At 65.4% G+C, this 24140-nt stretch carries 23 protein-coding genes and 2 pseudogenes; 10 read left to right on the top strand and 15 right to left on the bottom strand.

Translation table 11 applies throughout. The annotated features are described in order from the left end of the window. Positions 1-126 precede the first annotated feature (126 nt). On the top strand, positions 127-780 hold the full coding sequence (locus ACQPYY_RS16175) for an LmeA family phospholipid-binding protein (RefSeq protein ID WP_433594355.1): 654 nt from the start codon (positions 127-129) through the stop codon (positions 778-780). 62 nt (positions 781-842) lie between these two features. Here ACQPYY_RS16175 and ACQPYY_RS16170 read toward each other — a convergent pair whose 3' ends face one another. Next, positions 843-2306, bottom strand: a complete 1464-nt coding sequence (locus ACQPYY_RS16170; RefSeq protein ID WP_433594354.1) for a WS/DGAT/MGAT family O-acyltransferase — start codon at positions 2304-2306, stop codon at positions 843-845. A gap of 259 nt (positions 2307-2565) precedes the next feature. Here ACQPYY_RS16170 and ACQPYY_RS16165 point away from each other — a divergent pair, with 259 nt between their 5' ends. Then, positions 2566-3207: a TetR/AcrR family transcriptional regulator gene (locus tag ACQPYY_RS16165; protein WP_433594353.1), complete on the top strand. Its 642-nt coding sequence runs from the start codon at positions 2566-2568 to the stop codon at positions 3205-3207. A gap of 79 nt (positions 3208-3286) precedes the next feature. On the opposite strand, the pseudogene ACQPYY_RS16160 reads toward ACQPYY_RS16165, so the two are convergent. The 4 genes and pseudogenes from ACQPYY_RS16160 to ACQPYY_RS16145 form a co-directional block, all read right to left on the bottom strand. Beyond that, a pseudogene (locus ACQPYY_RS16160) lies at positions 3287-4068 on the bottom strand (amidohydrolase family protein). A gap of 55 nt (positions 4069-4123) precedes the next feature. Next, positions 4124-4258, bottom strand: a complete 135-nt coding sequence (locus ACQPYY_RS16155) for a hypothetical protein (RefSeq protein WP_433594352.1) — start codon at positions 4256-4258, stop codon at positions 4124-4126. Further along, positions 4255-5193 carry a fumarylacetoacetate hydrolase family protein gene (locus tag ACQPYY_RS16150; protein WP_433594351.1) on the bottom strand — a complete coding sequence of 313 codons (939 nt, stop codon included), beginning with the start codon at positions 5191-5193 and terminating at the stop codon, positions 4255-4257. Before ACQPYY_RS16150 ends, ACQPYY_RS16155 begins: the two co-directional genes overlap by 4 nt. After that, positions 5190-6324, bottom strand: a pseudogene (locus tag ACQPYY_RS16145) (VOC family protein). Before ACQPYY_RS16145 ends, ACQPYY_RS16150 begins: the two are co-directional and overlap by 4 nt. 135 nt (positions 6325-6459) lie before the next feature. Between ACQPYY_RS16145 and ACQPYY_RS16140 the strand changes: the two are divergent. Further along, on the top strand, positions 6460-7122 hold the full coding sequence (locus tag ACQPYY_RS16140) for a TetR/AcrR family transcriptional regulator (protein ID WP_433594350.1): 663 nt from the start codon (positions 6460-6462) through the stop codon (positions 7120-7122). 151 nt (positions 7123-7273) lie between these two features. Here ACQPYY_RS16140 and ACQPYY_RS16135 read toward each other — a convergent pair whose 3' ends face one another. After that, a complete protein-coding gene (locus ACQPYY_RS16135) occupies positions 7274-8410 on the bottom strand; it encodes an amidohydrolase family protein (protein WP_433594349.1) in 1137 nt (378 codons plus the stop codon). 92 nt (positions 8411-8502) lie between these two features. Between ACQPYY_RS16135 and ACQPYY_RS16130 the strand changes: the two genes are divergently transcribed. Further along, entirely contained in the window at positions 8503-9141 is a 639-nt protein-coding gene (locus tag ACQPYY_RS16130; protein WP_433594348.1) for a TetR/AcrR family transcriptional regulator, read from the top strand. A 53-nt stretch (positions 9142-9194) separates the two neighbouring features. Here ACQPYY_RS16130 and dmpG read toward each other — a convergent pair whose 3' ends face one another. The 6 genes from dmpG to ACQPYY_RS16100 are packed head-to-tail and all read right to left on the bottom strand — an operon-like array spanning position 9195 to position 15609. Then, a complete protein-coding gene (gene dmpG, locus ACQPYY_RS16125; RefSeq protein ID WP_433594347.1) occupies positions 9195-10208 on the bottom strand; it encodes a 4-hydroxy-2-oxovalerate aldolase in 1014 nt (337 codons plus the stop codon). Continuing rightward, the gene (locus tag ACQPYY_RS16120) at positions 10208-11152 is read right to left on the bottom strand and encodes an acetaldehyde dehydrogenase (acetylating) (RefSeq protein WP_433594346.1); all 945 of its coding nucleotides are present in this window, start codon (positions 11150-11152) and stop codon (positions 10208-10210) included. The genes dmpG and ACQPYY_RS16120 overlap by 1 nt, the downstream gene beginning before the upstream one ends. Then, on the bottom strand, positions 11152-11967 hold the full coding sequence (locus ACQPYY_RS16115) for a 2-keto-4-pentenoate hydratase (RefSeq protein WP_433594345.1): 816 nt from the start codon (positions 11965-11967) through the stop codon (positions 11152-11154). Before ACQPYY_RS16115 ends, ACQPYY_RS16120 begins: the two co-directional genes overlap by 1 nt. Beyond that, entirely contained in the window at positions 11964-13721 is a 1758-nt protein-coding gene (locus ACQPYY_RS16110) for a bifunctional 3-(3-hydroxy-phenyl)propionate/3-hydroxycinnamic acid hydroxylase (protein WP_433594344.1), read from the bottom strand. The genes ACQPYY_RS16115 and ACQPYY_RS16110 overlap by 4 nt, the downstream gene beginning before the upstream one ends. Next, complete coding sequence (locus ACQPYY_RS16105; protein WP_433594343.1) at positions 13718-14743, bottom strand: VOC family protein; 1026 nt, start codon at positions 14741-14743, stop codon at positions 13718-13720. Before ACQPYY_RS16105 ends, ACQPYY_RS16110 begins: the two co-directional genes overlap by 4 nt. Continuing rightward, positions 14740-15609: an alpha/beta fold hydrolase gene (locus tag ACQPYY_RS16100; protein ID WP_433594342.1), complete on the bottom strand. Its 870-nt coding sequence runs from the start codon at positions 15607-15609 to the stop codon at positions 14740-14742. The genes ACQPYY_RS16105 and ACQPYY_RS16100 overlap by 4 nt, the downstream gene beginning before the upstream one ends. A gap of 436 nt (positions 15610-16045) precedes the next feature. On the opposite strand from ACQPYY_RS16100, the gene ACQPYY_RS16095 reads away from it, so the two are divergent. From ACQPYY_RS16095 to ACQPYY_RS16075, 5 genes are all read left to right on the top strand, one after another. Beyond that, positions 16046-16351 carry a hypothetical protein gene (locus ACQPYY_RS16095; RefSeq protein ID WP_433594341.1) on the top strand — a complete coding sequence of 102 codons (306 nt, stop codon included), beginning with the start codon at positions 16046-16048 and terminating at the stop codon, positions 16349-16351. Between the two features lie 38 nt (positions 16352-16389). Next, the gene (locus tag ACQPYY_RS16090; protein WP_433594340.1) at positions 16390-16785 is read left to right on the top strand and encodes a hypothetical protein; all 396 of its coding nucleotides are present in this window, start codon (positions 16390-16392) and stop codon (positions 16783-16785) included. Positions 16786-17052: 267 nt separating this feature from the next. Beyond that, on the top strand, positions 17053-18057 hold the full coding sequence (locus ACQPYY_RS16085) for a PucR family transcriptional regulator (protein ID WP_433594339.1): 1005 nt from the start codon (positions 17053-17055) through the stop codon (positions 18055-18057). Between the two features lie 145 nt (positions 18058-18202). Then, complete coding sequence (locus ACQPYY_RS16080; protein WP_433594338.1) at positions 18203-18649, top strand: hypothetical protein; 447 nt, start codon at positions 18203-18205, stop codon at positions 18647-18649. A gap of 469 nt (positions 18650-19118) precedes the next feature. Continuing rightward, positions 19119-19637, top strand: coding sequence for a hypothetical protein (locus ACQPYY_RS16075; RefSeq protein WP_433594337.1), 519 nt, complete (start codon positions 19119-19121; stop codon positions 19635-19637). Between the two features lie 149 nt (positions 19638-19786). Here the strand turns inward: ACQPYY_RS16075 and ACQPYY_RS16070 are convergent, their stop codons facing one another. From ACQPYY_RS16070 to ACQPYY_RS16060, 3 genes are read right to left on the bottom strand one after another with little or no spacing between them, the layout of a single operon-like run. Continuing rightward, complete coding sequence (locus ACQPYY_RS16070) at positions 19787-20926, bottom strand: sulfotransferase family protein (RefSeq protein WP_433594336.1); 1140 nt, start codon at positions 20924-20926, stop codon at positions 19787-19789. 11 nt (positions 20927-20937) lie between these two features. Continuing rightward, entirely contained in the window at positions 20938-21729 is a 792-nt protein-coding gene (locus tag ACQPYY_RS16065; protein ID WP_433594335.1) for an SDR family oxidoreductase, read from the bottom strand. Continuing rightward, on the bottom strand, positions 21726-22892 hold the full coding sequence (locus ACQPYY_RS16060) for a hypothetical protein (protein WP_433594334.1): 1167 nt from the start codon (positions 22890-22892) through the stop codon (positions 21726-21728). Before ACQPYY_RS16060 ends, ACQPYY_RS16065 begins: the two co-directional genes overlap by 4 nt. A 206-nt stretch (positions 22893-23098) precedes the next feature. Here ACQPYY_RS16060 and ACQPYY_RS16055 point away from each other — a divergent pair, with 206 nt between their 5' ends. Continuing rightward, the gene (locus ACQPYY_RS16055; protein WP_433594333.1) at positions 23099-24049 is read left to right on the top strand and encodes a helix-turn-helix domain-containing protein; all 951 of its coding nucleotides are present in this window, start codon (positions 23099-23101) and stop codon (positions 24047-24049) included. Positions 24050-24140: the final 91 nt, after the last annotated feature.

Below are 24140 nucleotides of genomic sequence, written 5' to 3'. Positions count from 1 at the left end.
CCGGCACCACGCCCGGATGTGCCCCGACATGAAGAAGGACCGACCGTGAACAGAAGCCCGGACACCGCGACAGCACCCGCAGACTTCCCGGTCCGCCACAGGAAACGCCGACTACGACTGACTCTCATGAGCAGTGCGCTGGCAGTCACACTCGTCGCCGCATGTGGCATGGCCGCGGAGATCTACTACCGCGATCGAATCGAGCGCTGCGTCGCAGCCCAGGCGGAGCAGGAGCTCGGCAGCTCCGTCACGGTCGGTTTCGGCGCACGCCCTTTGCTGCCGGCCGCGATCGACCACCATATCCCGAGCATGACGCTCGACACCGAGAACGCGGCGTTCGGCCCGGCGGTCGACATGCAGGCCCAGGCGAATCTGAAAGACGTCGACCTCGCCGACAAGTCCAGTGGCGGCGCGAGTGTCACGAGTAGCCGAACGACTGCGACATGGAGCGACACCGCGATCCTGAGAACACTGCACGGCCTGGCATCGGAGGTGACTTCCCACCCCGACACGAACTCCATCACCATGCAACTGCTCACCGGCTTGGCCGCAGTCGAGCTGCACCCCTATGTCGCGGACGGCAAGATTCAGATCGAGATCGTCTCTTCCCGCGGGGTCCCTGCCGGCATGGCCGACCGGATCCTGGGCGTGGTAGCCCAGAGCCTCCAGGACTATCCGCTGAACCAGCAGCCGACAGATATCACCGTCACGCCCGCGGGACTGCGAATCCAACTGGCCGGAGGCTTCGCCGAGTTGCCCGGCAGCACAGGTAGTTGCTGATCACCTCAGCGCCCGGAGGCCACAACCGCCTTGTAGCCCGCGCGACACTCCCCCGCCTCTCGCTACGAGATACTGCGCCGGTCGGGCCGCAGCACGGATTGGATGTGAACCACTGCGGCCCGATCAAGACCGGAACCCTCTGCGCGCCCGACCGATACGGCATGCTCGAGTTCATCGAACCCGTCTTCCAGATAGAGCGCGAGGTTTTGAACGTGCGGGAGGGCGCTGCGGCACGCGGTGAAGCCGAAGTTCATTCGGCCGTCGTGCGAAACCGCCGTGATGTTGAGTGCCTCACCCCGGAACAACAGGGACAAGGGATAGAGCCCCACCATGCGCGCACCGGCCAGATACAGACGCTGTTTCGGTCCGGGCACATTCGAGATGATGAGGTTGAACATTGGCGGAAGCTTGCGAACGGCAGTAGGTACCAGTTGCCGCAACGTGTGCGGCGCCATGGCGAGGATGGAATACGCAACCAGCGCACGGTGCGGCACCGCGGAGTGATGCTCCTTCGCCGATCGGGTGGAATCGGCTATGACCGACAACCTGACCAGTGGATCAGGTTCGTCGGTCGCCAGGTTCGCGAGCATGATGCCGACCGAACTGTCCGTTGACGATCCCGTCGGCGCGATGGACACCGGGCAGCCCGCTACCAGCGGCATCCCGGGAAGGCCATCGATCTCGAGCAGGTACCGGCGTAGCGCAGCCGCGCAGGCGGCGAGAACGATGTCATTGAGGCTGGTTCCACTGAGCGTCGCGAGATGTTTGATTCTGGCGAGGTCGATCGACGCGGTGCATACCCGTCGCTGTGGCCCGACTTCCACGTTGAGCGGTGATCGTGGGGCCACAAAGGGGCCGACCAATGAAGAGTCCGACCGCCTCGCCTTCCGCAGGGCATTGACCGCCTTCAGCGAGGCCATCAGCAGTTTCGGCCGACTCGGCCGGTTCTGATCGTCGACGTCTCGAACACTGCGCACCGAACCTTTTCGTCGAGGCCGTTCGAGCGCCCACGCCGGGTCGGACATCGCCACTTCAGGTTCGTCCGCGAGCGATCGTGCGAGCAAACGTATCGCGTCGACGCCGTTGATCAACGCGTGATGGACCTTGATGTAGATCGCGAATCGATTGCCCTGCAGGCCCTCGATGACATGCACCTCCCACATCGGTCGACGCGCGTCGAGCTGGATCGAGTGCAGGCGCGAGATGAGCTGCGCCAGTTCCAGTTCACCGCCAGGCGCGGGCAGAGCCTTGTGCCGAAGGTGGAAATCGATATCGACGTCTCCGGCCTCGCCGCGCCCGGCCGGCAGGGGGAAACGGCGCTCGACGATGAGGGAACGGAACCGCGCCTCGAAATCGGTTCGATCCCGGAAGGCGTCGACGATCCTCTTAGCGACCTCGGTGGCAGGTTCGGACTCCGACTCGAAGACTGCGAGTGCCGCGACATGCATTGGTGTTTCGGGCGATTCGAGCCACACCCAGAACGAGTCGTCGATTCCGAGCCGCTTGCGATCAGCAGATCCACTCACGATATCCCCTATGCATGAAGGTGTTGAACACGTGGATTTCGCGCGACATCGGCGGCGCACAGTCAGCTTCTCGGCGAGACCGCGGGGTCCATCCACCAGGCCTTCACACCGAGTTTTGATGATTTCATCATATACGAAGCAGATCATCAATATGGTGCGCTCGCCGGTGATCGAACCCACTCGCCACGCGAGGACCCAGCTAATTTGATGCTTTGGTCAGTTATGATAGAAGGTGCGATAGCAGGCGGAAGGAGGGGCCGTGACCGACCCCGCGGTTCACAACCGCATCGACAGGCGTCGTGAGCGCACGCGCAACGCCCTACTCGGAGCGGCCCGCAAGTTCCTGGCCGAGGGCCGCTCCACAGTGAGCATCCAGGAGATCACCGACGAAGCCGACGTCGGCTTCGGCTCCTTCTACAACCACTTCGACTCCAAGGAACAACTCTTCGACGACGCTCTGCGCTCAGTCCTGCAGATCTACAGCGAGTTTCGTGACAGCATCGTCGCTCCATACGACGACCCCGCAGAGGTATTCGCCGTCAGCTTCCGCATGACAGGCAGGCTCCAGCGGCAGGCACCAGAACTGGTGCGGGTACTGCTGCATTCCGGCATGTCCGTGCTGCTCTACGAGGAGGGTCTGGCCCCTCGTGCTCGCAGGGACATCACCGCCGCCCAGCAGGCGGGTCGGTTCGAACCGATGGATCCCGATGTAGCGATCATGGCCGCCGGAGGAGCACTTCTGGGCCTACTGCAGTTGCTGGACACGCAGCCGGAAGCCGACGCCGACGCCTTATCCGATGAGATGACGCTGCATGTGTTGCAGATGTTCGGCATGAACAAGCACTCGGCGCAGACGCTGACCACGTCCGTGTTGCCATCCGAGCCAAGGCTCGACCTCTAGTTGACAGTCTCGAGTCCGGCCCGATATCAGCGCAGATCAGGCCGTGGCAGTTCACCGGCGGTGTGCGCAGTGATGCGGGTCAGCGCTGACTGGCAGCCCGCGCTACCGCTCGGAACACACGCGTCCGCAGCTCGCGCCGTACCCGCGTGCGCAGGGACTGCCCGGGCGCCGATACCGGCGCACCGCCCTCACCGAAGCGCGGGAACAGCACCGTGGCGTTCGAGCGTGCTATCGCGGTGCGGGTCGCCTCGTCCGCACCCCGATACTCGGTGAGACCGGCCTGGAAATAGCGCACAGCCGGTTCGGGCGCGAACGGCCAGTCGCTGCCGTACAGCACATGTCCCGGCGCGGCGAACTCGAGCAATGTCGGCAACGCGGCCGAACTCGAGGTCAACGCGGTGTCGAAGTAGAAGCTCGCGAGCTCCTCGAGAACCTCGATCGGACTGCGCCCGGTCTGAGTGAAGATGCTCAACGCCATGCGATGCGATGCATAGGGGACGAACCCGCCACCGTGACTGAGCACGAACCGAATGTTCGGGTATCGCTGACGAACACCGTTGCGCACCAGTAGATAAGCCGCGCGGCTGGTATCGAGGAGGAAGTCCGCCGCGAACGGCAGCACTCCCGGGACAGCGGGTCCGCGAAGGTCCGCAGGGTGCACGAACACCACAGCCGCGCGCTCATCGAGCACCCGGAACAACTCGTCCTGCCCTTCCTACCGGCACCCGCCATGGTGTCGATGGCATCGCGAGGACTCCACTCCGGGAGGTCCCGTCCGCCCGCGGATGCGATGCCGTGCTCACGCAGCGCTTCCGCGTACAACGGGGGGATCATGTGCTGGTGCACATCGATTCGGTTCAGCGGCATGCCGAACATCCTCTCTGCCGAGCTTTCCGTCGCTTGATCTGAGCGCCAACTAATGCGACAAAATGATCATTTCTGAGACTATCATCAATACGACCAGGCTGTATACCAGCAGGCAGAGACCGCCCAGAGACAACTGACCCGGTGGACTGAATGCCGCGGTTTCGACGGTGAGCTTCTTGGTCACCGGGCGAATCTCACGATCGTGCGCTGACGACCGAGATCCAGTAGGCCGTCGTCGGTGCCGACCGCGACCTCCATCACGTCGCCGTCCTGGAGATACTTAGGATTCTTGGCCTGCCCTCGGAAGAACAGCTTCCACCTGACCTTCGGCGGCAGCAGGGAGCCGATGATCTCCACCGGCTTGGGTGGGGCGCTGATCGCGGTGCCGACCGGCGTGCCGGTGAGTAGCAGGTCTCCGGATTCCATTCGCTGGAATCGAGTCAGTTCGCGCAGGGTCCGCACCGGTCGGTAGATCATGTCGGCGACCGCCATGTCCTGACGTATTTCGCCGTTGACCCACAACCGCAGCCGTAGGTCGGTGAATCGCTTCAGCTCGTCGGCATCGAGGAGCAGCAGCGCCGGACCGACCGGTGTGAAGGTGGGATACGACTTCGCTTCGTAGAACTGAGTTTTCGGCAGTTGGACGTCACGCGCGGAGACATCGTTCGTGACAACCACGCCCGCGACGTAGTCCGGGAGATTGTCCGGCGTGATCTCCGATCCGACCGGCATGTCCGCACCGAAAACGAGGCCGATCTCCACCTCGTAGTCCAGTAGCCGCACATGCGCGGGGCGGATCACCTCGTCGTAGGGCCCGCTGATCGATCCGGATGCCTTCCGGAAGAACGTCAACGGCACAGTCTCGGGGTCCCCGCCGGAATCCTTGACATGGGAAGCGAAATTCGTCATCTGGGCGACAACCCGACAGGGCGCCGTCACCGGAGACAACAACGAAAGACTCTCCACCGCAACGGTGTCCGAACTCGCAGACGCGGCGGTGATCGCCGCGCGATCAGCCAGCAGCTCCCGTGTGGTGGTCGCGGCGGTGTCGACGCGGGCCGCGCCGGAGGGTGTGCTCACCCACCAGGCTTCGGCGGTGCGGAGGACGGAAACGCTCATGAGTTGGCTACTTTCAACAGGCCGCGTAGGCGGCGAAGGTCGAATTCGTTGTCCTCGCGCAGTGCGCCGAGCGTCGCGCGCAGTTCGCGAACCGATTCCCGGCTCGGGGAAATGCCGAGGAAGTCCTTGGTGGCCGGCGGTCCCCACTGGGCAAGGCCGGACGCGCTCATGGGAGCCCATCCGGGTTCGAGGGTGCAGTCGAACATGTCGCCGTCGCTGAAGTGCTCGACCATGAAACCGTCGGGGTCACGCCAATAGTCGAAGATCTGGCTGCCCTGGATGTGACGGCCGATCCCCCATGACCGGCGGTAGCCGTGGTCACGCAGATACTCGCCACCCGCGGCGAGCGCGTCCAGGTCGGCGACCTGATAGGCCGAGTGCACATACCGGTTGGACGGCCCCAGCGTCAGCGCCAGGGTGTGGTGATCGGCCGGATCCGAACCTCGATCGCAGCGGATGAAGCTCATGACCGGTCCGCGCTCGCGCAGGCCGGGGTAGTAGAGGAAGTCGCTGACGATCAGGCCCAGATTCTTCAGGTACCAGTCGAGAGTTTCGCGGTGTCGGGTCGTCTGCACCACCACGTGGCCGAGCCTCCGAACCAGTGCGGGGGTCCGCCGTGGCCGTTGTGTGGCGTTGACCCGCAGCACCTCGTGGCCGACGTTGAAGACCTGCGTCGGCTGTGGCGCCGAGGCGGGTAGTTCGTGGGTGTCGGCGACGACCCCGGACGCGCAGCCGACTCGGATCGGCGAGGTCGACGGTCAGCCCACCAAGTGATTCCGGCAGCGGTACAGCCTGCTCGCCCATGGCTGCCGCAAGTCGGATCAGATCCGCGGAGTCAGCAGCCCGGAAGGCCGGTCCGGCGAACCGTGACCGAGGTCCACGCCGGATCACAATGCAGGGTGAACCCGGGTCGGTTCCTCGGAGCTGCAACTCGTCGGGCGTCCGCAGGGCGGCAGCGAAACCGAAGGCGTGCGCGAAAGCTTCGGCCTTGTCCAGGTCCGCCTTCTCGAACTCCAGCCAGGCGAGGTCGAGAACCTTCACCACCGGGTTTCGCGCACGTCCGGGATGCTCGCCCGCCAGCGCGCCGTGCTCGCTGTGCAGGCCACTGTGCACATCGTGATGGCCGCTCATCGACCACTCCCTTCGAAGTACTGACGATATCGTCACTCACGCCGATTCGATCAGTCAAGAGTTTCTGACATGTTCGTCAATACTGACAAGAGCAACTAACATGTAGCTGGACATGTGAGAGAGAGGCGAGCAACGATGGCCCCGCGGAACGACATGGAGCCCAGCCGGCTGGAGCGCCGCAAGGCGAAGACCCGCGCCTCACTCGTCCGCGCGGCACAGTCGCTCTTGGCAGCGGATAGGACCGGCGCGCCGATCCTCGAGATCACCCAGGCCGCCGATGTCGGCATGGGGTCGTTCTACAACCACTTCCAGAGCCGAGAGGAGCTGTTCCACGCCGCGATCGAGGAGGCGCTCGACCAGCACGGTGCGCTCCTCGATCTCCTGTGCGAAGACCTGGACGATCCCGCGCAGGTCTTCGCACAGAGCTTTCGGCTCACAGGCCGCCTGCACCGCTCGAGTCCCACGCTGAGCAAGGTATTGCTCAACAATGGCCTCAATCTCACCGGCTCCGAGAAAGGACTCGAGCCCAGAGCCCTCCGCGATATCGAAACAGCCATGCGTGCCGGGCGTTTCCAGATCCGCGACCCGCAGCTGACCATGACGATCATCTCCGGAACCGCCCTAGCGCTGGGCAAACTCCTCCACGACCACCCGGAGCGCGACGACGCCGCGGCAACGGATCAGATCACCGAGGACCTACTGCGCATGCTCGGCCTACCGGCCGACCAAGCGCAGGACATTTCCCGTCGCCCTTTACCTTCGCTCAACATCGCGCCGCCGGCCGAACCCGCCACATAGCCGGCTCGGCCGGCAGCTCAGCCGAGAGTCGGGACACGAGACCGCGTTTGCACCGGACCTTCCGGCATCGGCTCACAGACCATCTCGTGCCGGTGGTAGCGCCGCAGGATTCGGGCGCCGCCTCCGAGCACGCGACGTGTCCAGTCGGTCGCTAGCCGACCGCCTGCGCCAGCCGCGGCAGCTGCCGTAGCGGGTTCAGACGTTCGACCTCCATCCGCTGATCAGCGTTGAATACATCGCTCAGCCCCGGTGCCGGATCGTGGCTGCCGGTCTGCGGAAGCGTCATGGCACTGAACGGCCAGTCCGACCCGAACACGATGTGCTCGCGGGCGGTGACGGCGAGCACGCCGGACATGGCCGCTGCCGAACCGCTCAGCGCGGTGTCGTAGTAGAAGTTCGCGATCTGCTGGCGCGTGTCGAGCAGCGACGCCTTCGGCAGGTCCTGCGGCCACATCTTGCCGATCACGGTCTCGGACGCGATGCCGATGCGGTGGGAAAGGAACGGGACGGTGCCGCCGGCGTGGGCGAGTTGGAACCGGATGTTCGGATATCGCTGCGTCACGCCGGTGAACATCATCATCGTCGCCGCGCGGGTGGTGTCGAAGGTGAATTCCTCGAGGAAGTCCGGCAGCGGCAGTGCGGGCTTCGCGTTGTCGGGGATCGCGGCGGGATGCACGAAGACGTAGGCGTTGCGCTGGTTCAAGGCGATCATGAGCGGTTCGAAGCGCGGATCGCCCAGGTAGACCCCGTCGTACGCGGACAGCAGGATCACGCCGTCGAGTTTCAGCTCATCGAGCGCGTAGATCGCCTCCGCGATGGACGCCGCGATATCGGGCATCGGCAACACGGCGAAAGCGCCGAATCGAGTGGGATGGGATTTGAACAGGCCGGCTGCATAGGTGTTGCAGTAGCGGGCCATGTCGTTGGCCTCTTGACCGGACAGGAACGAAACTCCCGGATCGGAAACCGAAAGCGCCTGGGCCGCAATTCCGTAGTAGTCCATGAACGAGATCGCCTGTTCCGGCGACCAGTCCGGCGTCGGGTAGCCACCGATGGTGAAGTGGCCGTGTTCGAGCAACGCGGCCCGGTAGTCGGGCGGCAGAAAGTGCGCGTGGAGATCGATCCGGTAAGTGCCCTCGGGCGCACTCTGGCGCCCGAGGATCGGGGCGGCCGAGGCGAGCGGGCCCGCCGCGGCCGTCGCGGCCACACCGAGTGTTCCGGCGATCGCACCACCGAGCATGCGGCGGCGGCTGACACCGGTTTGGGACTGCGAAGCGGCGTCGGTCACAACTGACCTTCCTTTCGGTTAGAATCACGATCGGCACTGATCGTTTCGTCAGACATGAGTCAAGGGCGATTTTCGATGGAGATGAGCAACTGATGGCTTCAGAACCCGTGGTCCGCAATCGCATCGATCGGCGGCGTGAGCGCACGCGCAACGCCCTACTCGGAGCAGCCCGGAAGTTTCTGGCCGAGGGCCGCTCCGCGGTGAGCATCCAAGAGATCACCGACGAAGCCGACGTCGGCTTCGGCTCCTTCTACAACCACTTCGACTCCAAGGAACAACTCTTCGACGAAGCGGTCCGGTCCGTGTTGCAGGTCTACAGCGAGATGCGGGACGGCATCGTCGCCCTGTACGACGATCCCGCCGAGGTCTTCGCCGTCAGCTTCCGCATGACCGCGCGGCTGCAACGGCAAGTGCCCGAAATGATCCGGGTGATCCTCAATTCCGGCACCTCGGTGCTGCTGCGCGACGAAGGTCTCGCTCCCCGCGCCCGCCGCGACATCATCGCCGCTCAGGAAGCGGGGCGCTTCGAGCAGATGGACCCGGACATGGCGGTGATGGCGGCGGGCGGATCGCTGCTCGGGTTGCTTCAGCTGCTCGACGCACAGCCCGACGCCGACGCCGGCGCCCTGGCCGACGAGATGACGTACCACATGCTGCGCATGTTCGGCATGAACAAGCGCTCCGCGCAGAAGCTGACCAGCACCGAACTGCCCGCCCAGCCGCAGCTGTAGCGGCAACCCCCGCCCCGCGGCGGGCCTGGCCGGGCGAGTGCCGCCGCCCACCCTCATCGGGCACGGCCGCCGGTGAGGTCGAGTGCGATATCGACGATCATGTCCTCCTGGCCGCCGACGAGACCTCGCCGGCCCGCCTCGCCGAGCAAGGTCCGCACATCGACTCCGTAGGTGGCGGAGGCTTTTTCCGCGTGCCGCAGGAAACTCGAGTACACGCCCGCGTAGCCCAGGGCCAGGGTTTCCCGGTCGACCTGAACCGGCCGGTCCATCAGGGGCCTGATGAGGTCGTCCGCGGCATCGGTCAGCTGATCCAGCTTCGCGGAGTGCTTCCAGCCGGTCAGATCAGCCACGGCGACGAAGGCTTCCAACGGTGTGTTGCCGGCGCCCGCGCCGAGACCGGCGAGCGACGCGTCTACACGGGTGACGCCCTCCTCGACCGCGACCACGCTGTTCGCGACGGACAGCGACAGGTTCTGGTGAGCGTGGATGCCGATTTCCGTGTTCTGGTCGAGCACCTCACGGTAGGCCCGCACGCGATCGCGAACACCGTCCATGGTGAGCCTGCCACCCGAGTCGGTGACGTAAACGCAGTGCGCTCCATAGGATTCCATGAGTCTCGCCTGAGCTGCCAGCCCAGTCGGCGTGTTCATGTGGCTCATCATCAAGAAGCCCGACACATCCATACCGAGGTCCCGGGCATAGGCGATGTGCTGGGCCGAGATGTCGGCTTCGGTGCAGTGCGTCGCGACGCGCACCGAGCGGACACCGAGGTCGTAGGCGCGCCTCAGATCTTCGATGGTGCCGATGCCCGGCAGCAGCAGCGTGGTCAGCCGTGCGGTGGTCAGCGCCCCCGCCGCGGCCTCGATCCATTCCCAGTCGGTGTGGCTGCCGGCCCCGTAGGTGAGGCTGCCGCCGTGCAGACCGTCGCCGTGCGCGACCTCCACCGCGTCGACCCCGGCGGCATCCAGCGCCGCGGCCACCGCGGCAACGGTTTTCGGCGTGATCCGATGGCGCAGCGCGTGCATGCCGTCGCGCAGCGTCACGTCCTGAAGGAAGATCTTGGTCATTACACGGTCTCCTGGGTCAGGGCGGTGGTCGCGATCCGCTCGGCAACCCGCAGTGCGGCGGAGGTCATGATGTCGAGGTTCCCGGCGTAGGCGGGCAGGTAGTGGGCCGCGCCCTCGACTTCGAGGAAGACCGAAATCTGGTGCGTGACAATCGAATCACCCACGAGCGTGCGCATCGCGGCCGCGTTGACCGGAACGATCTGCACGGACTGCTTGAGTCGGTAGCCCGGCACGTAGCTCGCGACCTCGGCGACCATCGATTCGATCGATGCCCGCACGGCCGCATGGGTTTCCGGATCGGGGTCACCGATCAGGGCGAGCACGGTATCGCGCATGATCAGCGGCGGCTCGGCGGGATTGAGGACGATGATCGCTCGCCCGGACGCCGCACCGCCGACCGCCTCGATCGCGTGCGATGTCGTCTCGGTGAATTCGTCGATGTTCGCGCGGGTTCCCGGGCCGGCCGACTTCGACGCGATCGAGGCGACGATTTCCGCGTACGGCACAGCCGTGACCTGAGAGATCGCCGAAACGATCGGGATCGTGGCCTGCCCGCCGCAGGTCACCATGTTCACATTGGGCGAGTCCAGGTGCTGGTCGAGATTGACCGGGGGCACGACGTACGGACCGATCGCCGCGGGAGTCAGGTCGATCAGTCGTTTCCCGAACGGTTCGAGCGCGGCCGCGTTGGCCTGGTGAGCGCCCGCGGAAGTCGCGTCGAAGACGATGTCGATCTGATCGAAATCCTCCATGCCGATGAGTCCACTGACGCCGCGCGCGGTCGTGGGCACCCCCATCCGCGCGGCGCGGGCCAGCCCGTCGGAGTCGGGATCGATGCCGACCATCGCCGCCATCTCGAGGACCTCCGAGTGACGCAGCACCTTGATCATCAGGTCGGTGCCGATATTGCCCGAACCGATTACCGCTACCTTGATGCGGCTCATCACAGTTCCTCCCATACGAAGTCGACGGCGCCGAGTGTCTCCGCGCTGCTGAATATCTCGGCGTGCACGCGAGCGCCGGGGCGTAGCGACGCCATCGGGCCGAGAGCGCCGGAGAGCACCACCTCCCCCGCACGCAACGGATTACCGAAGTCGCGAGCGGTTCGCGCGAGCCAGGCCAGCGCGTTGAGCGGGTCGCCCAGGCAGGCCGACCCGGTTCCGGTGGAGACGACCTCGCCGTCGATGGCCATGGTCATGGCTATCTCGCGGGGTTCGAATTCCTCGAGCGACAGTCGCCGCGAGCCGAGCGCGAACCAACCGCTGGAGGCGTTGTCGGCGACGGTGTCGGCGAAAGTGATGTCCCAGTCGGCGATCCGGCTGTCGACGATCTCGAGGGCGGCGACCGCGTACTCGATCGCGCCGCGCACGGTGATCGGGTCGAGCTGCTCGCCATCCAGGTCGGCACCGAGTACGAAGGCCAGTTCGGCCTCCACCTTCGGCTGCAGCAGCCGCGGCCGCTGGGCCACAGTGGTTTCCGATACATCCATGTCACCCAAGAGCACCCCGAAGTCGGGCTGGTCGACACCCAGTTGCTGCTGTACCGCAGGCGAGGTCAGCCCGATCTTGCGCCCGACGATCCGGGCGCCGGAGCCGAGGCGGCCCTGGACGCCGATGCGCTGCACGGCGTACGCCGACACGACGTCGTCCGGGCCGATGAGGTCGCGGACCGGTGCGACGGGCTCACCGGTGGCGGTCGCGGCTGCCAGCCGGTCGGCCGCCGCGCGGATGGCCGGGGAATCGGTCAGGGTGAAGGTCATCGAGCCTCCTCGAGGTCGCGGTCGGACTCCGGCGATGCGGACGGCCCGATCGCGGAGGTATCCGGAACGGGGACGCCGGTGCGCGGCGCGGCCAGCCGACCGAACAGTTCGGCCACGAGCTTGTCGCCTGCTCCGGCGGCGGCGGTGCCGAAGACGTAGCGGTCCGGCCGCAGCAGGAGCAGCCCGCCGGTGCGGACGCCGGCCTTGCCGAACCATCGCGTCAACACGCCGGTGTGGTCCTCGATGTCGGCGTAGTCGTCACCGGTGAAGCGGCCGTCGCCGGGCGCGCCCTGGGGGCGCCCGCCGATCGGGTATACGGTGACGAACCGCGTGCCCAGGGTCTGCAGTGCGGCCAGATCTTCGGCGGACAGTGCTTTCCGCGGGTCGACTCCGTATCCGAGGACCGAAAAACCCTGGCCCAGTACATCGTCGAGGCGGCAGTGGTGTCCGTCGAAGGTTCGGACCTCCGGTTGCGGAGCCAACGCGCCTTCGACGCCGAACAGCCCGCGCCGCGACAGACCCAGGTACTTTCCGCGGCGGAACCGCGGAGCCGGTTTCATCTTCGCGGCTCGGATCCAGCCGCCCACTCCCGGCGTGTGCAGCGCGGCCGTCAGCATCAGGTCCCGCGCGCCCGCCAGCAACTTGTTGTCGACGGAGACGAGGCTCTTGTTCAGCACCGACAAGTCGATCATCGCCTTGGCGTGCGGGCGGCGCTCGGCCTCGTAACTGTTCAGAATCTCCAGCCCGGCACCGTGCTTCAGGATTGCGATGAGCTTCCAGGACAGGTTGTCGGCGTCGCGGACACCGGCGTTCATGCCCTGCCCGATGAATTGCGGCGTCATGTGAGCGGCATCGCCCGCGATCAGGATCCGGCCGACCCGCCACCGGTCGGCGACCACCGCGTTGAAGGTGTACACCAGCTTGCGCAGCACCTCGACCTCGTCCGGATCGACGAAGCGGGAGATGTAGCGCCGGACGGTGTCCGGGTCCTCCATCTGTTCCTTGGTCTGATCATCGCTGAGCAGGAACTCGAAGCGATGGTGGTTCCCCGGCTGGGGGCACGACACGATCGGAAGCGCCGGATCGCACACGAAGTCGAAGTAGGGCAGATGCCGGAACGCGTCGACGCCCTCCTTGGCCTCGAGGTCCACGACCAGCCAGCGTTCGGGAAAGCTGGTCCCGGTCATGTCGATTCCGAGCTTGGTACGCACCACGCTGCGGCCACCATCGCAGCCGACCAGAAACTTCGCGCGGACACGCTCGGCGGTTCGCGCGTCGCTCTCGGGGGCGTTCTTGCCGTACGAGGTGCCTCGGCACGCGGCGTGCTCGACGCTGACACCCGTGGCGTCCTGATCGAAGTCGGTCACCTCACGACCTCGGCGAACCGTCACGTTCGGGTAGCGGCCGAGCGCACGCTCGAGCGTGTTCTCCAGGTACGGCTGGTAGAGGAAGTTCACCACGGGCCAGCCCTGCGGCCGGTCGGTCTGGTGGAACTGCACCAGCACCTCTCCATTGGCGCGCACCCACTGCACGGTGGAGTCCACGTTCATATCGGCGGCGAGTTCGTCGGCGGCACCGGCGGTTTGGAAGATCCGCATGCATTCGTCGTCGGTGTAAACCGCGCGCGCGAGCCCATAGAACTCCGGCTCTCGTTCGAGCACCAGCACGCTCGCTCCGCGCCGCCCGAGCAGATTGGCAAGGGTGAGCCCCGCCGGGCCCAGGCCGACGACCACCACGTCGTAGTCGGTGTTCATCGTGAAAGTCCTCCTGCCAGTTCGGGAACGGTGATCTCGGGGGTGACCGTGTTCAACAGGCCCTGCCGGAACTGCTCGAATTTGGTCAGCACGGTCTCGCCCACCGGGGTGTGTCCCCAGATGCTGATCCCTTGGTATGTGGTCGGTTCCCACGTCGCTTCGAGCTCGGGGCCGATCACGATCGGGTTCCACCCGACCTCGAGCTCGAACCCCGACGGTGTGACGCAGTAGTACGACAGCTCGCGGTCATTGGTGTGCTGTCCCACCGACCACTGCATACGGAAGCCCAGATCTTTGACCCGCTGATACGAGGCGAGCATGTCATCGAGCGTCGCGGACTGAATGTTGATGTGCTGCACCGAGGTTCGGATCGGATCGATCTTGACCCCGCGGATGTTCGCGATCGCGATGGAGTGGTGCCGTTCGTTGACCCGCAGGAACCGGATCTTCATCTTCAGACCGGAGACGTTCTCATCGATGTAGTCGCTGAGCCGGGAATCGAAAACCGTGTGGAAATAGCCGCGAATGGACTCCGGCTCACGCGACAGGATCGCCACATGGCCCAGGCCCGCCTCGCCGGTCACCCACCCGGAACTCTGCATGCGCAGCGGCTCGGACGTGGTCACCGGGACCGTGAAGATCTCCTGCGCGATGCCTTTCGGCCCGGCGAAACGCCACAGGCGTTCCACACCGCGCAGGGCCGCTTCCTCCTTGGCGCCCTCGATGATCGGCACGCCGCGATCGGTGACCCTGGCGATGATGCGGTCGAAGGTCTCGTGGTCGTCGACCTGCCAGCCCAGCGCGATGACATCCTCGGCCGAGCCACGGCGGATGAGGAATCGACAGGACCGGTCGTCCAGGCGGAACCGCAGCGTGTTGGGGTCGACGTCGTCGACGTGCAGACCGATCGCGTCGGCGCCGAAGCGCCGCCAATCGGTCAGCCGATTCGACTGCACGACGACGTATCCCAGGTGGACCGCGCCGAAGACCGAGTCGTCGGTGGGCGGCGGGACACCGATCATGACGCCGCCTCCAGGAAAGCGGTGGCCAGAGCGTTGAACAGGTCGGCGCGTTCCCACTGCACCCAGTGACCGGTATTGGCTGCCAAGTACAGGTCGCAGTTGGGCATCGCCTCGGCCAGCATGCGGCCGCCGGCGGGTCGATTGACCTTGTCGTCGGCTCCCCAGATCACCAGCGTCGGATGGGCGACCTCACGCAGGCGCGAGTCGCGGGTGAAGTCCATCCGCCACACCGTGCGCAGGGCCAGCGGACCCGAGGGTCGGCGCAGTGGCGGGTTCGCCACGACTTCCGGGTCCAGGCTGTCGCGATAGCGGGCTTCGATCAGCTCGGCAGGCACCGCGTCGCCGTCGTACACGAGGTATTCACGGATGAACTTGGTGATCTTCTCCAGGCTCGGACCGCTCCCGCCGTAGTAGTTCAGCAGCTCCTGCAGCCCGGCGGTGGGCAGTGCGCGAGTTGTGCCCACGCCGCCCGGACCCATGAGGATCAGACGGTTCACCTTCTCCGGTCGTTCCATCGCCAACCGCAGGGCCGCCGCGCCGCCGTAGGAGTTGCCGACCAGATGCGCCGAGGCGATGCCCAGTTCGTCCAGCAGGCCGCCGATCGCTCCCGCCAGATCGCCGAACGGATCGGAGTGATCGATCCACTTCGAAGACCGTCCATACCCGGGCATGTCCGGCACGATCACCCGGAAGCGCTGTGCCAGCGCTTCGACATTCCGCGAGTAGTTCGACATCCCGGATGCTCCCGCGCCGCCACCGTGCAGCAGCACGAGCGCGGGGCCCGACCCAACCTCCACGAAGTAGATCTCTCGCTCGCCGACCCGGACCGTCCGGCCGGTGCCGACACCTTTGTCGATGCTCGTCACAGCTACCTCCAGAACTTGTGTTGACTAAATCATCAACTTCGATCACCTACTCTGTCAAGGGCAAGTTGATGAAACCATCAGAACTTGGCGACCGGTCGCCACGAACGACCCGCTCCCGCCCCTCGATTGCGTGAACGGTCAGTTTCGATCTTCTGAACGACCTTGATAGACCTCTAAGACACTGAGCTTCTTATCAAGAGAACTCTGAGAATTCCGGCAAAATCCCCCGCTCCAGGTTGTCGGTGGCCTAACGCTCTCCTACCGTTCCTCCCGTCCGGTCAAGTCCTGGCGAACCGCACTGTCGGCAGGCGACATATCGATCCACTCGCTCGCGGCCGGACCGCGCCGAATCACCCCCACACAACGCCGTAAGCGGGCTTCTCCCGGCATCGATGACGCGCGCCTGATGAGGGAAAACACAGAAAGGCTCACCGCCGTGAGATTCACCGAAATCACCGGAACCGCCTTGACCGTCGGCACCGCCATCGTCCTGGCCACCGCGGGGAACCAGGCTGTCGCACACGCCGACTCGCCAACCGGTCAGGCCATCGATTACACCGTCACGAACACAGAGTCGACCACCCTGATCCGGACCAGCGCGGGGTCTCTGGTGACAGATAATGGCGTCTTCAAGGTCAAGGCCGCCGACGGCACCACCGTCGCCGGCACCGAATTGAATTTCCGGGTCGACGATTTCGTGTTCCCGATCGAAGCCGCCATCGACGGCCGAGCCGGACCCTGACCCCGCAGTTCGACCTCGCGCATGCCCGGTACAAGCCGGTGGCCCTTCCCTACGAGGACCAGGCGACCTGGAAGAACGAGCAGGAACGCGAAACGGCCGCCTGGAACCGCATGACCAGCACCATCAGCATGGGAGCCACCATCGGCACCACAGCGGGTGCCGTGGGCGGCGGTGCCGTCGGTTGCGTCATCGGCGGAGTGTCCGGCGCGACCCTGACCGGGACGCTCGCCACCATGTTCGGCGGCCTGCCCAGCGAGGTCCAGGGCTGCATCGCCGGTGTGGCCGCGGGCGGATTCCTGGGCACCCTCGCCGGACAGGTCTTCGTCACCGCGCCGGTCGCGATTGCCGCGGCCGCACAGTACTTCACCACCATCAACCAGCCCATGCCGAACAAGCAGCAGAGCCAGCAGGGGCAGGACCTGGGGAAGAAGTAGCCCAGCCCAGCGGGAGGACGCCAACGAAACGGCTTCGCCGGAGCCCGGGTTCGCTCATCGAACCCGGGCATCTCCGTCCACTCCCTCTGTGCCGCATCGCAATTCGCCACTCATCGTGCGTACTGCATGTCGCTTGGGAGCAATATCACCATTCCTGACTTTCTCATCGGATTCGATCAGCAACTACGTTAGGGGATAGTTGATGAAATCATCACTGTCTGTCGCTTGTCTCCACCGAACGGGACAGCACGACCCCGAGGAGGAACCTTGCGATTGAAGAGATCGGTCGCGGCAGTGGTCGCCGTAGCGGCGTCGGGCCTTTCCAGCGCCATGTTGGGTACAGGCAGCGCAGACGCGACATCCGGCTGCCCGACGCTCTATGTCGTCGCGATACCCGGCACCTGGGAGACGGGAGCGAACCGGTCCCCGATAGCCAACGGGCCGGGCATGCTGGCGGGAGTCACCGACGGGCTGCCCCACTCCACGGAAGTCGCCTACGTCGACTACCCGGCCACCGCGTTCCCTTGGGAAGGCGACATGTACGGCTCATCCAAAAAGCAAGCAGTACAGAACGCGCGCGCACTGATCGGGGCGATGGCCCAAAGGTGTGACACCACCCGCGTCGCTCTCGTCGGATACAGCCATGACGCGGATGCCGCGGGAGACGTCGCGGCCGAGATCGGCACCGGCACGGGGGTGGTCGATGACATCGCGCGCCATGTGGGAGCAACAAGCGTGGTCCGTACGGTCGCCAGCGCGGGCACGGTCTGGGCGTGGCTCGGCGGGATCGATACGGGCCGGCTGAGTTCCGTTGAAAGCGTGATCGACTCACGATCCCTCTGGCAGGTCGCCATCGGGTCGACAGGATCCGGAGTCGACGGATTTCGGACCTCACACCTGGACGCCGTCAGCACTCAGCGGATGATGGCGCGCCAGGAAACCAGTCGTGCGGTCGCGTCGTTCGGTGACGTCGAGGGTGTCCTGCTACTGATGGCATCGCCTGATCTCGCAGACCGTTTCGTCGCGTCCACGCTCGGGCCGTTGGACAGTGGCCACCCGGAACTACGGGAATCACTGCGCGTCTATTTGAGCGAACTCTGCAACGTGGCCAATGCAGCCGACCGACTCTTCACACACCGGAACACGATGCTCCGGCGCATCAGACGCGTAAACGAGCTACTTCCCCGCCCCCTCGAAGACAATGCGCTCAACATCGGTATGGCGCTCGAAATCCACCACTGGCGAGGTGGCCCCGGCGCCTCCGCAACGTAACTGGCCAACCCGCACTTTGGTGCAGTCGCACCGCCGCGTCCGGAGCCCGGCCGGCTCCAAATTCGCGCTGTAGATGGCATCGCCCACTGCGGCCCCGGAAAGTAGGGGCTCCGGCCCCGCCGACGCGCAAGCTGTTCCCGACGTAATGTTCGAAACCACCTACAGCGGAGCGGATTACGTCATGGGCACACCACCACAGCCACCCACCGACGACGACTACTGGAAGCCGCAGGCGCCCGGCGCGATTCCACCCGCGCCACCTGAATACCTTCAGGGCAGTGGCGAATACATCCCGCAATTCGACTATCCCGAGCAGGCGGTGCGGCCCACCCCACAGGTGCCGCGCTACCAGGCCCACGCCCACATCCCAGTGAGCTCGCCACCGGAGGGCAAGGGGCTGGCGATCACGGCCCTGATCTTCGCTGTGCTGTCGCTCGGAGTGCCGTGCCTATTCGGTTGGGCCGGGATCTTTCTCGGACTCACGGCCGCCAGAAAGGGACATCCGCTGGGCAAAGTGGCGATCTGGATGTCCAGTGTCTGCATGTTCATCGGGTTTGTACTGGCAGCCCTGGCGAATAAGTACTGGCTGTAGCGAGGGTGGTACCGACGCCGCAGCGACCGGCCATGGCACGCATTGGCCGCCGGGCACCTGCTGGTCGAGTACATGCTCGGCGACCAGGTGACGCTGATGCGGGATGCGCGCGAGGACGGTGCCGGCGGCGTGTAGCTTCTCAAGTCCTGCTTCATGTTGGAAGCGCTTGAGCTGCAGGTTCTTGCATTGGTTCCATGTCCGAACTGAAGGAATTTCCCAGGCACCGCTTCATTTCCTAGGCGGCTCCCTGCTCCGGCGTCCTTAGCAGTGCCGCGCTGATCCTGGCCGACATGCGAAGGCCGCCGATGGACAGCCGCCGTCCGGCGTGTGGCATTCGAATTCACCAACTAGGACGCTCGCTGATCACCGCCACCACCCGAAAGACGGGGTGTCCGGAACGCGATGCGTGCTGGCAGGTAGCGGTCCGCGCGGTCGCAACGGCTCGTAGCGTGTCGCGAACCTGTTGCATGTGAAACTCGACCACCAACGCCGGGGCCGGTGGAGCCAGACCGCGACAATCAGGTTCGCGCGCTTCGACGCCTTCAAGTACGCCGAACCCCGTTGCGCCGCAACTTCATCACCGCCGTCGCGAACGAACTCGAGATCACCGACAACCGATTCCACGACGATCGACCTGAGACGTCGCGATGTAGTCCGTGTCGTGAAGGCGTTCGCGGCGGCGCTAGCAGTGGTGATCGTGCTGGGCGACATCGTCGCGGCTGTCCTGGCAGGCTTGCGCGACGGACCGTGGCGGCACAACTTCACCACGCCAGCCGACCAGTTCTCCGTGACCGGGATGCTGCCCGCAGCGTTGCTCACCGCTCTGGTCTCACTGGCCAGCAAACCATTTCAAGTGGAACGCAAGTCGGAACGCCCCGACAGCGACGAGCAATTGGAGAAACTCTTCGACAAGCTCGTCGACCAGAGCGGAGCGCAGCGGCGGGTTCGGGTTGCCGGGGGGCGAGATGAGGGTCCTGCATCGGGATAAGAGATTGGCCGATACTCTGTTCGCCCGCACCGACGGCGGATCATCGGAGTCCTGACCCTAACCCCCAACCCCGTTACATTCCGCGCGACGAGGTGGGGGGCACCACCTCGTCGCCGATCCAGCTGGTTGAACGAACCCGGCGATGAGATTCAGTGGGTTGGGAATTTCGCGTCGATTTTGGCGGTGGTCAGGCCGAAGTCGCCGAGGCTGTAGTTGTGGGAGGGTTTACGGTCGCCGCGGCGGCTCTCGTCGTACGTGGCCTGGATGGCCGTGTGGGCCAGGTCGGTCAGGTCGAGGTCGAAGTAGTTGTAGATATTTGCGACTGTGCCCATGGGGTCGGTGATGAAGTCGCGGTAGTCGATGTCGAGGAACTGTTGTGGGTTGTAGGCGCGGCGGGCCTGGGTGAAGGCGTCCAGCCCGCGGGACCAGAGGTCGAGTTGGGTGCGGCCGATGGTCTGGGGGTCGAAGGCTTCGGACAGTCCTTTGGTGGCTTGGGCGTTGACGCTGCACATGGAGGTGATGGCCTCACTGGGGGCGCGATGGGTGTGGATGATGAGGGCGTCGGGGTAGACACGCATGATTGCGTCGAGGGCGAAGATGTGGCTGGGGTTCTTGAGCACCCAGCGTCGGTGTGGGTCGTTGGATCCGATGAGTTGCAGGTTGCGGCGATGGCGTTGGTAGGTGCGGGTCCAGTCCTGGGTGGCGAGCCACGCGGAGTAGGACGGGACGAAGGACAGGCATTCGAAGGAGATCGATTGCATCGACTGGTGTAGGAGTCGCCAGCATTCTTCGACTTCGGCGGCGTCGAGGAAGTGCATTCCCATGATGTCGGGGTGGGCGGCGCGGTGTGCTCGGTACTTGGCGTCGACATGCCCGAAGTCGGTGTTGGATTCCCAGTGCCGACGGGGTGGGCGCGGCTGCGGCCGTTCGGTAAGCCACATCTCGAGTCCTTGGTGGACCGGGTCGGCGGTGAGTAGGCGGTGCAGGGCGGTGGTTCCGGTCCTGGGGAGCCCGGTGACGAAGATCGGGCGTTCGATCGTCGCATCGGCGTGTTCGGGGTGTCGCTGCCAGGCTGCTTCGCTGAGCACGCGTGCGACCAGCGCCCCGCGGACGGCGTCTTGTACGACGGCGGCGCCCATAGGTGTGAGGCGGGATTCGTGCCGGTAGGAGTCGAGCAGGATGCGCAGGCCCTCTCGGTAGTCGTCGTCGCCGAAATCGGTGAGTCCGGTGGCATCGGTGACGAGGTCGTGGAGTTCGCCGAGGGTGGCGACGGCGCTCGAGGTTGTCATCGTCGGTCCTTTCAGTGGTGGTATTCGCCGCAGTTGATGTCGAGGCACTGGCCGGCGATGGCGGCGGCCATGTCGGAGGCGAGGAAGACGATGGCGTCGGCGATCTGGTCGGGTTCGGGCAGTCGTCGCAGGTCGGTGTTGGCGGCGGTGGCCCGGTAGATGTCGTCGACGGAGCTGCCGGTTTCCTCGGCGAGGGTCTGGAAGTAGCCCTCGAGCGATTCGGCCCAGATGTAGCCGGGGGCGACAGTGTTGACGCGGATGCCTTGCGGTCCGAGTTCGCTCGACAGTGATTGCGACATGGCCAGCAGAGCGCTTTTGGCGACTTTGTAGCTTCCGTAGATGGGGTCGGAGTGGCGCACGACCATGGAGTTGACCATGACGATCGCGCCGCCGGTGTCGGCGAGTTCGGCGGTGCACAGCTGACTCATGCGTAGTGCGCCGATCACCGATAGTTCGATGCCGTCGCGGATGCTCTGGTGGTCGGTGTGGGCGAAGTCGGCCATGGAGGGTTTGAGGAAGGCGTTGTTGACGAGGGTGTCGATGCGTCCGAGGGTCTGTTTTGCCCGGGTGACAACCTTGGCCGCGGAGTCGGGGTCGGTGATGTCGGCAGCAACGGTGATGGCTCGTCTGCCGAGCGCGGTGACTTCGGCGGCGACATCGTCGAGCGTGGCTTCGGTGCGCGCGACGAGTACGACGTCGGCGCCGGCGCGGGCGCTGCGCACCGCGATCGACCGTCCGAGTCCGGCGCCGACGCCCGAGACGACGACGACCTTGTCCTGCAGTAGTCCTGTGGTGGCGTTCATCCGAGCATCCGGGTGGCGAAGGCGGCCTGGCGGTCGGCGATGCGGGCGGTGAATTGTTCGGCGGTGATCTGGTTTTCCTCGTAGTACGGCAGTTTCGACGGCAGGTCGGCGATTCGGACGATTTCGGTGGTGGGTCCGTCGGCGATGCTCAGCGCGCGGTCGAGTCGTTGCCATCGGAACTGGAGGTAGCCGCGGGAGTGGCCGAGGGTTTCGAGCCAGTTGGCGATTCCGGGGTTGCGTTCGCTGACGACGAGGCGGATGTTGCCGTCGGGGTCGGTGGCGGCTTGGTCGGTGGTGAGTGAGGTCTGGTGGTTGATGTAGTCGAGCGACAGGTACCACAAGCTGCCGAGCTGGAATCCCTGGTAGGGGGCTTCTGATTTGGGGACAGTGATGATCATGACTTCGTCGTCGGCGAGGTCGTAGTGTCCGACCGAGGAGTACTGGGTGGCCAGGCCGCCGGGAGTGAGTCGTGGTTCGGTCAGCGTGTTGACCGGCAGGTTGAGGTAGAACCACTGCGGGAATTGCAGCCAGGTGCGGATACGGGTGACCAGTGCGGCGCCCGCTGCGGCGTATCGGCGCTGGACCGTGTGCGTGGTCAGTGCGGGCAGAGGTGCGCCGGCGGTATCCGTGCGGCGAATGGCGATGGTGCCGCGCTGTTGGGTCCAGTCGTTGTAGACCTCGCGGACGAGGAGTTGGCTGGATCCGGGTGCGAGGGTGATGTGGTTGCGGCGGCCGGCGGCGGGTTCGGGGCCGAAGGTGATCTCGAAGGTGCCGTCGGCGGCGATGTCGAGGTCGCGGTCGTCGAAGGCGGCGACGCTGGCGGGGACGTTGGTGTCGGTGTAGTCGCCGGCGAGGATTTGGAAGCTGAGATCCGTTGTGGTGCCGCGTTTTCCGGTGACGACGTATTCGGCGTCGTCACTGATCGCGGCGGAGAAGTAGAGGGTGTCGGGGTTGTCGAGGCCTTGTTTGGTGAACGGTCCGGCGCCGGTGATGAACATGGGCGCGGCGATTTCGGCTGCCCAGGCGGCATGCAGGGTCGCCAGAATGCTGGCGGCAAGGTATTGGTGGCCTTCGTTGAGGTCCTGTTCGGCGCGGATGTGGGGTGCGGTGCTGATGAGTTGTTCGGCCGCGGCGATGTCGGCGGCAAATGCGGTGGTGATCATCGATGCCCTCGGTTGTTCGAAATATGGAACGGTGGGGTAGAATTGTGATGGCGACGACAGTGAAGCACCGCGACGCATCACGGGTCGGGGGCTGTCCCGATCGGTGGGACTCCCCCGCGGTGCCCGATGGCATTCGCGCGACGCGACAGCGGTGCAAGGTGTAAGGCACGTTGCCGAGTCAGCCGCAACGAAGGGACAGATCGGTCATGAGTCAGGGCGCGTCGCCGACCGCCGCCGAGCCGGACACGCTCGAGCGCACCTCACCGCCGACGGCACGCGTGGTGCGTGTGCTCAATTTCCTGGTCGCCCATCAGGGGCGGCGGTTCGGATTGGCCGAGGTGTCGCGGCGCTGCGCGATCAGCAAGCCGACCTGCCTGGGCATCCTCACCGAACTCGTCGCCGCCGGCTATCTCACGCGTGAGCCGCACGCCAAGACCTACGGACTGGGTCCGGCGTTGATCTCGGCGGGTCGTGCCGCTCGTCGTGATCTGCCGAATTCGCCGCTGGTCCATCAGGAGCTGGCAGCGCTCAGCGCCCGGTTCGGCACGATCTTCACCGCGTCGGCGGTGATCGGGGACAAGATCGTGGTCATCGACATCGTCTGCCCCCCGGGCATGTCCGCACCCGCCACGATCGGTCAGACCTATCCGTTCGCTCCCCCGGTGGGCTTGATGTATGTGATGTGGGAGCCCGATGAGGACCTCGACCGGTGGCTGGCGCGGGAACCGGCGTTGCCGGTCGATCTCGATCGCGATCATCTGCGCCGCGTCGCGGCAGACTGCCGCAGCGCTGGATATCTGGTCGAAGGCACGACCAAGGAAGCGATGCGGCTGCACACGCTGATGGCCGGCATCGGGGCTCGCGATCTGCCCGCCGATGTGCGGTATCTGCTCGGGGAGATGGTCTCGGGACTGGGTGACCGCAGCTACTTCGCCGATGCGCTGGCCGATCCGGTGGGCTCGCACCGCGTAGGACTGATCGCGGCCCCGGCGTTCGATGCCGACGCACGCCAGATGCTGGTGCTGAACATGTATGTCGATCGGATCGTCCCCAATCCGGAGATCCTGGACCTGGGTGCGGCATTGCGGGCGGCCGCCGACCGTATCACTGCTGAGGTGGGCGGCCGGGATCCGTTCGCGGCCCCGACGGCGCGGTGAATGGCCTCTCCGGACTTTTGAACCGGCGTCCAGTGGTGTCCCACTGACAGGGAGACCCGATGGACGGGTGGTGACGTGGCTCATACCTTCC

The sequence above is a fragment of the Nocardia sp. CA-145437 genome, from assembly GCF_050956485.1.
Lineage (GTDB): Bacteria > Actinomycetota > Actinomycetes > Mycobacteriales > Mycobacteriaceae > Nocardia.
Note: the sequence above shows the minus strand (reverse complement) of the source record. Positions and strands in the feature narration are given on the sequence as shown.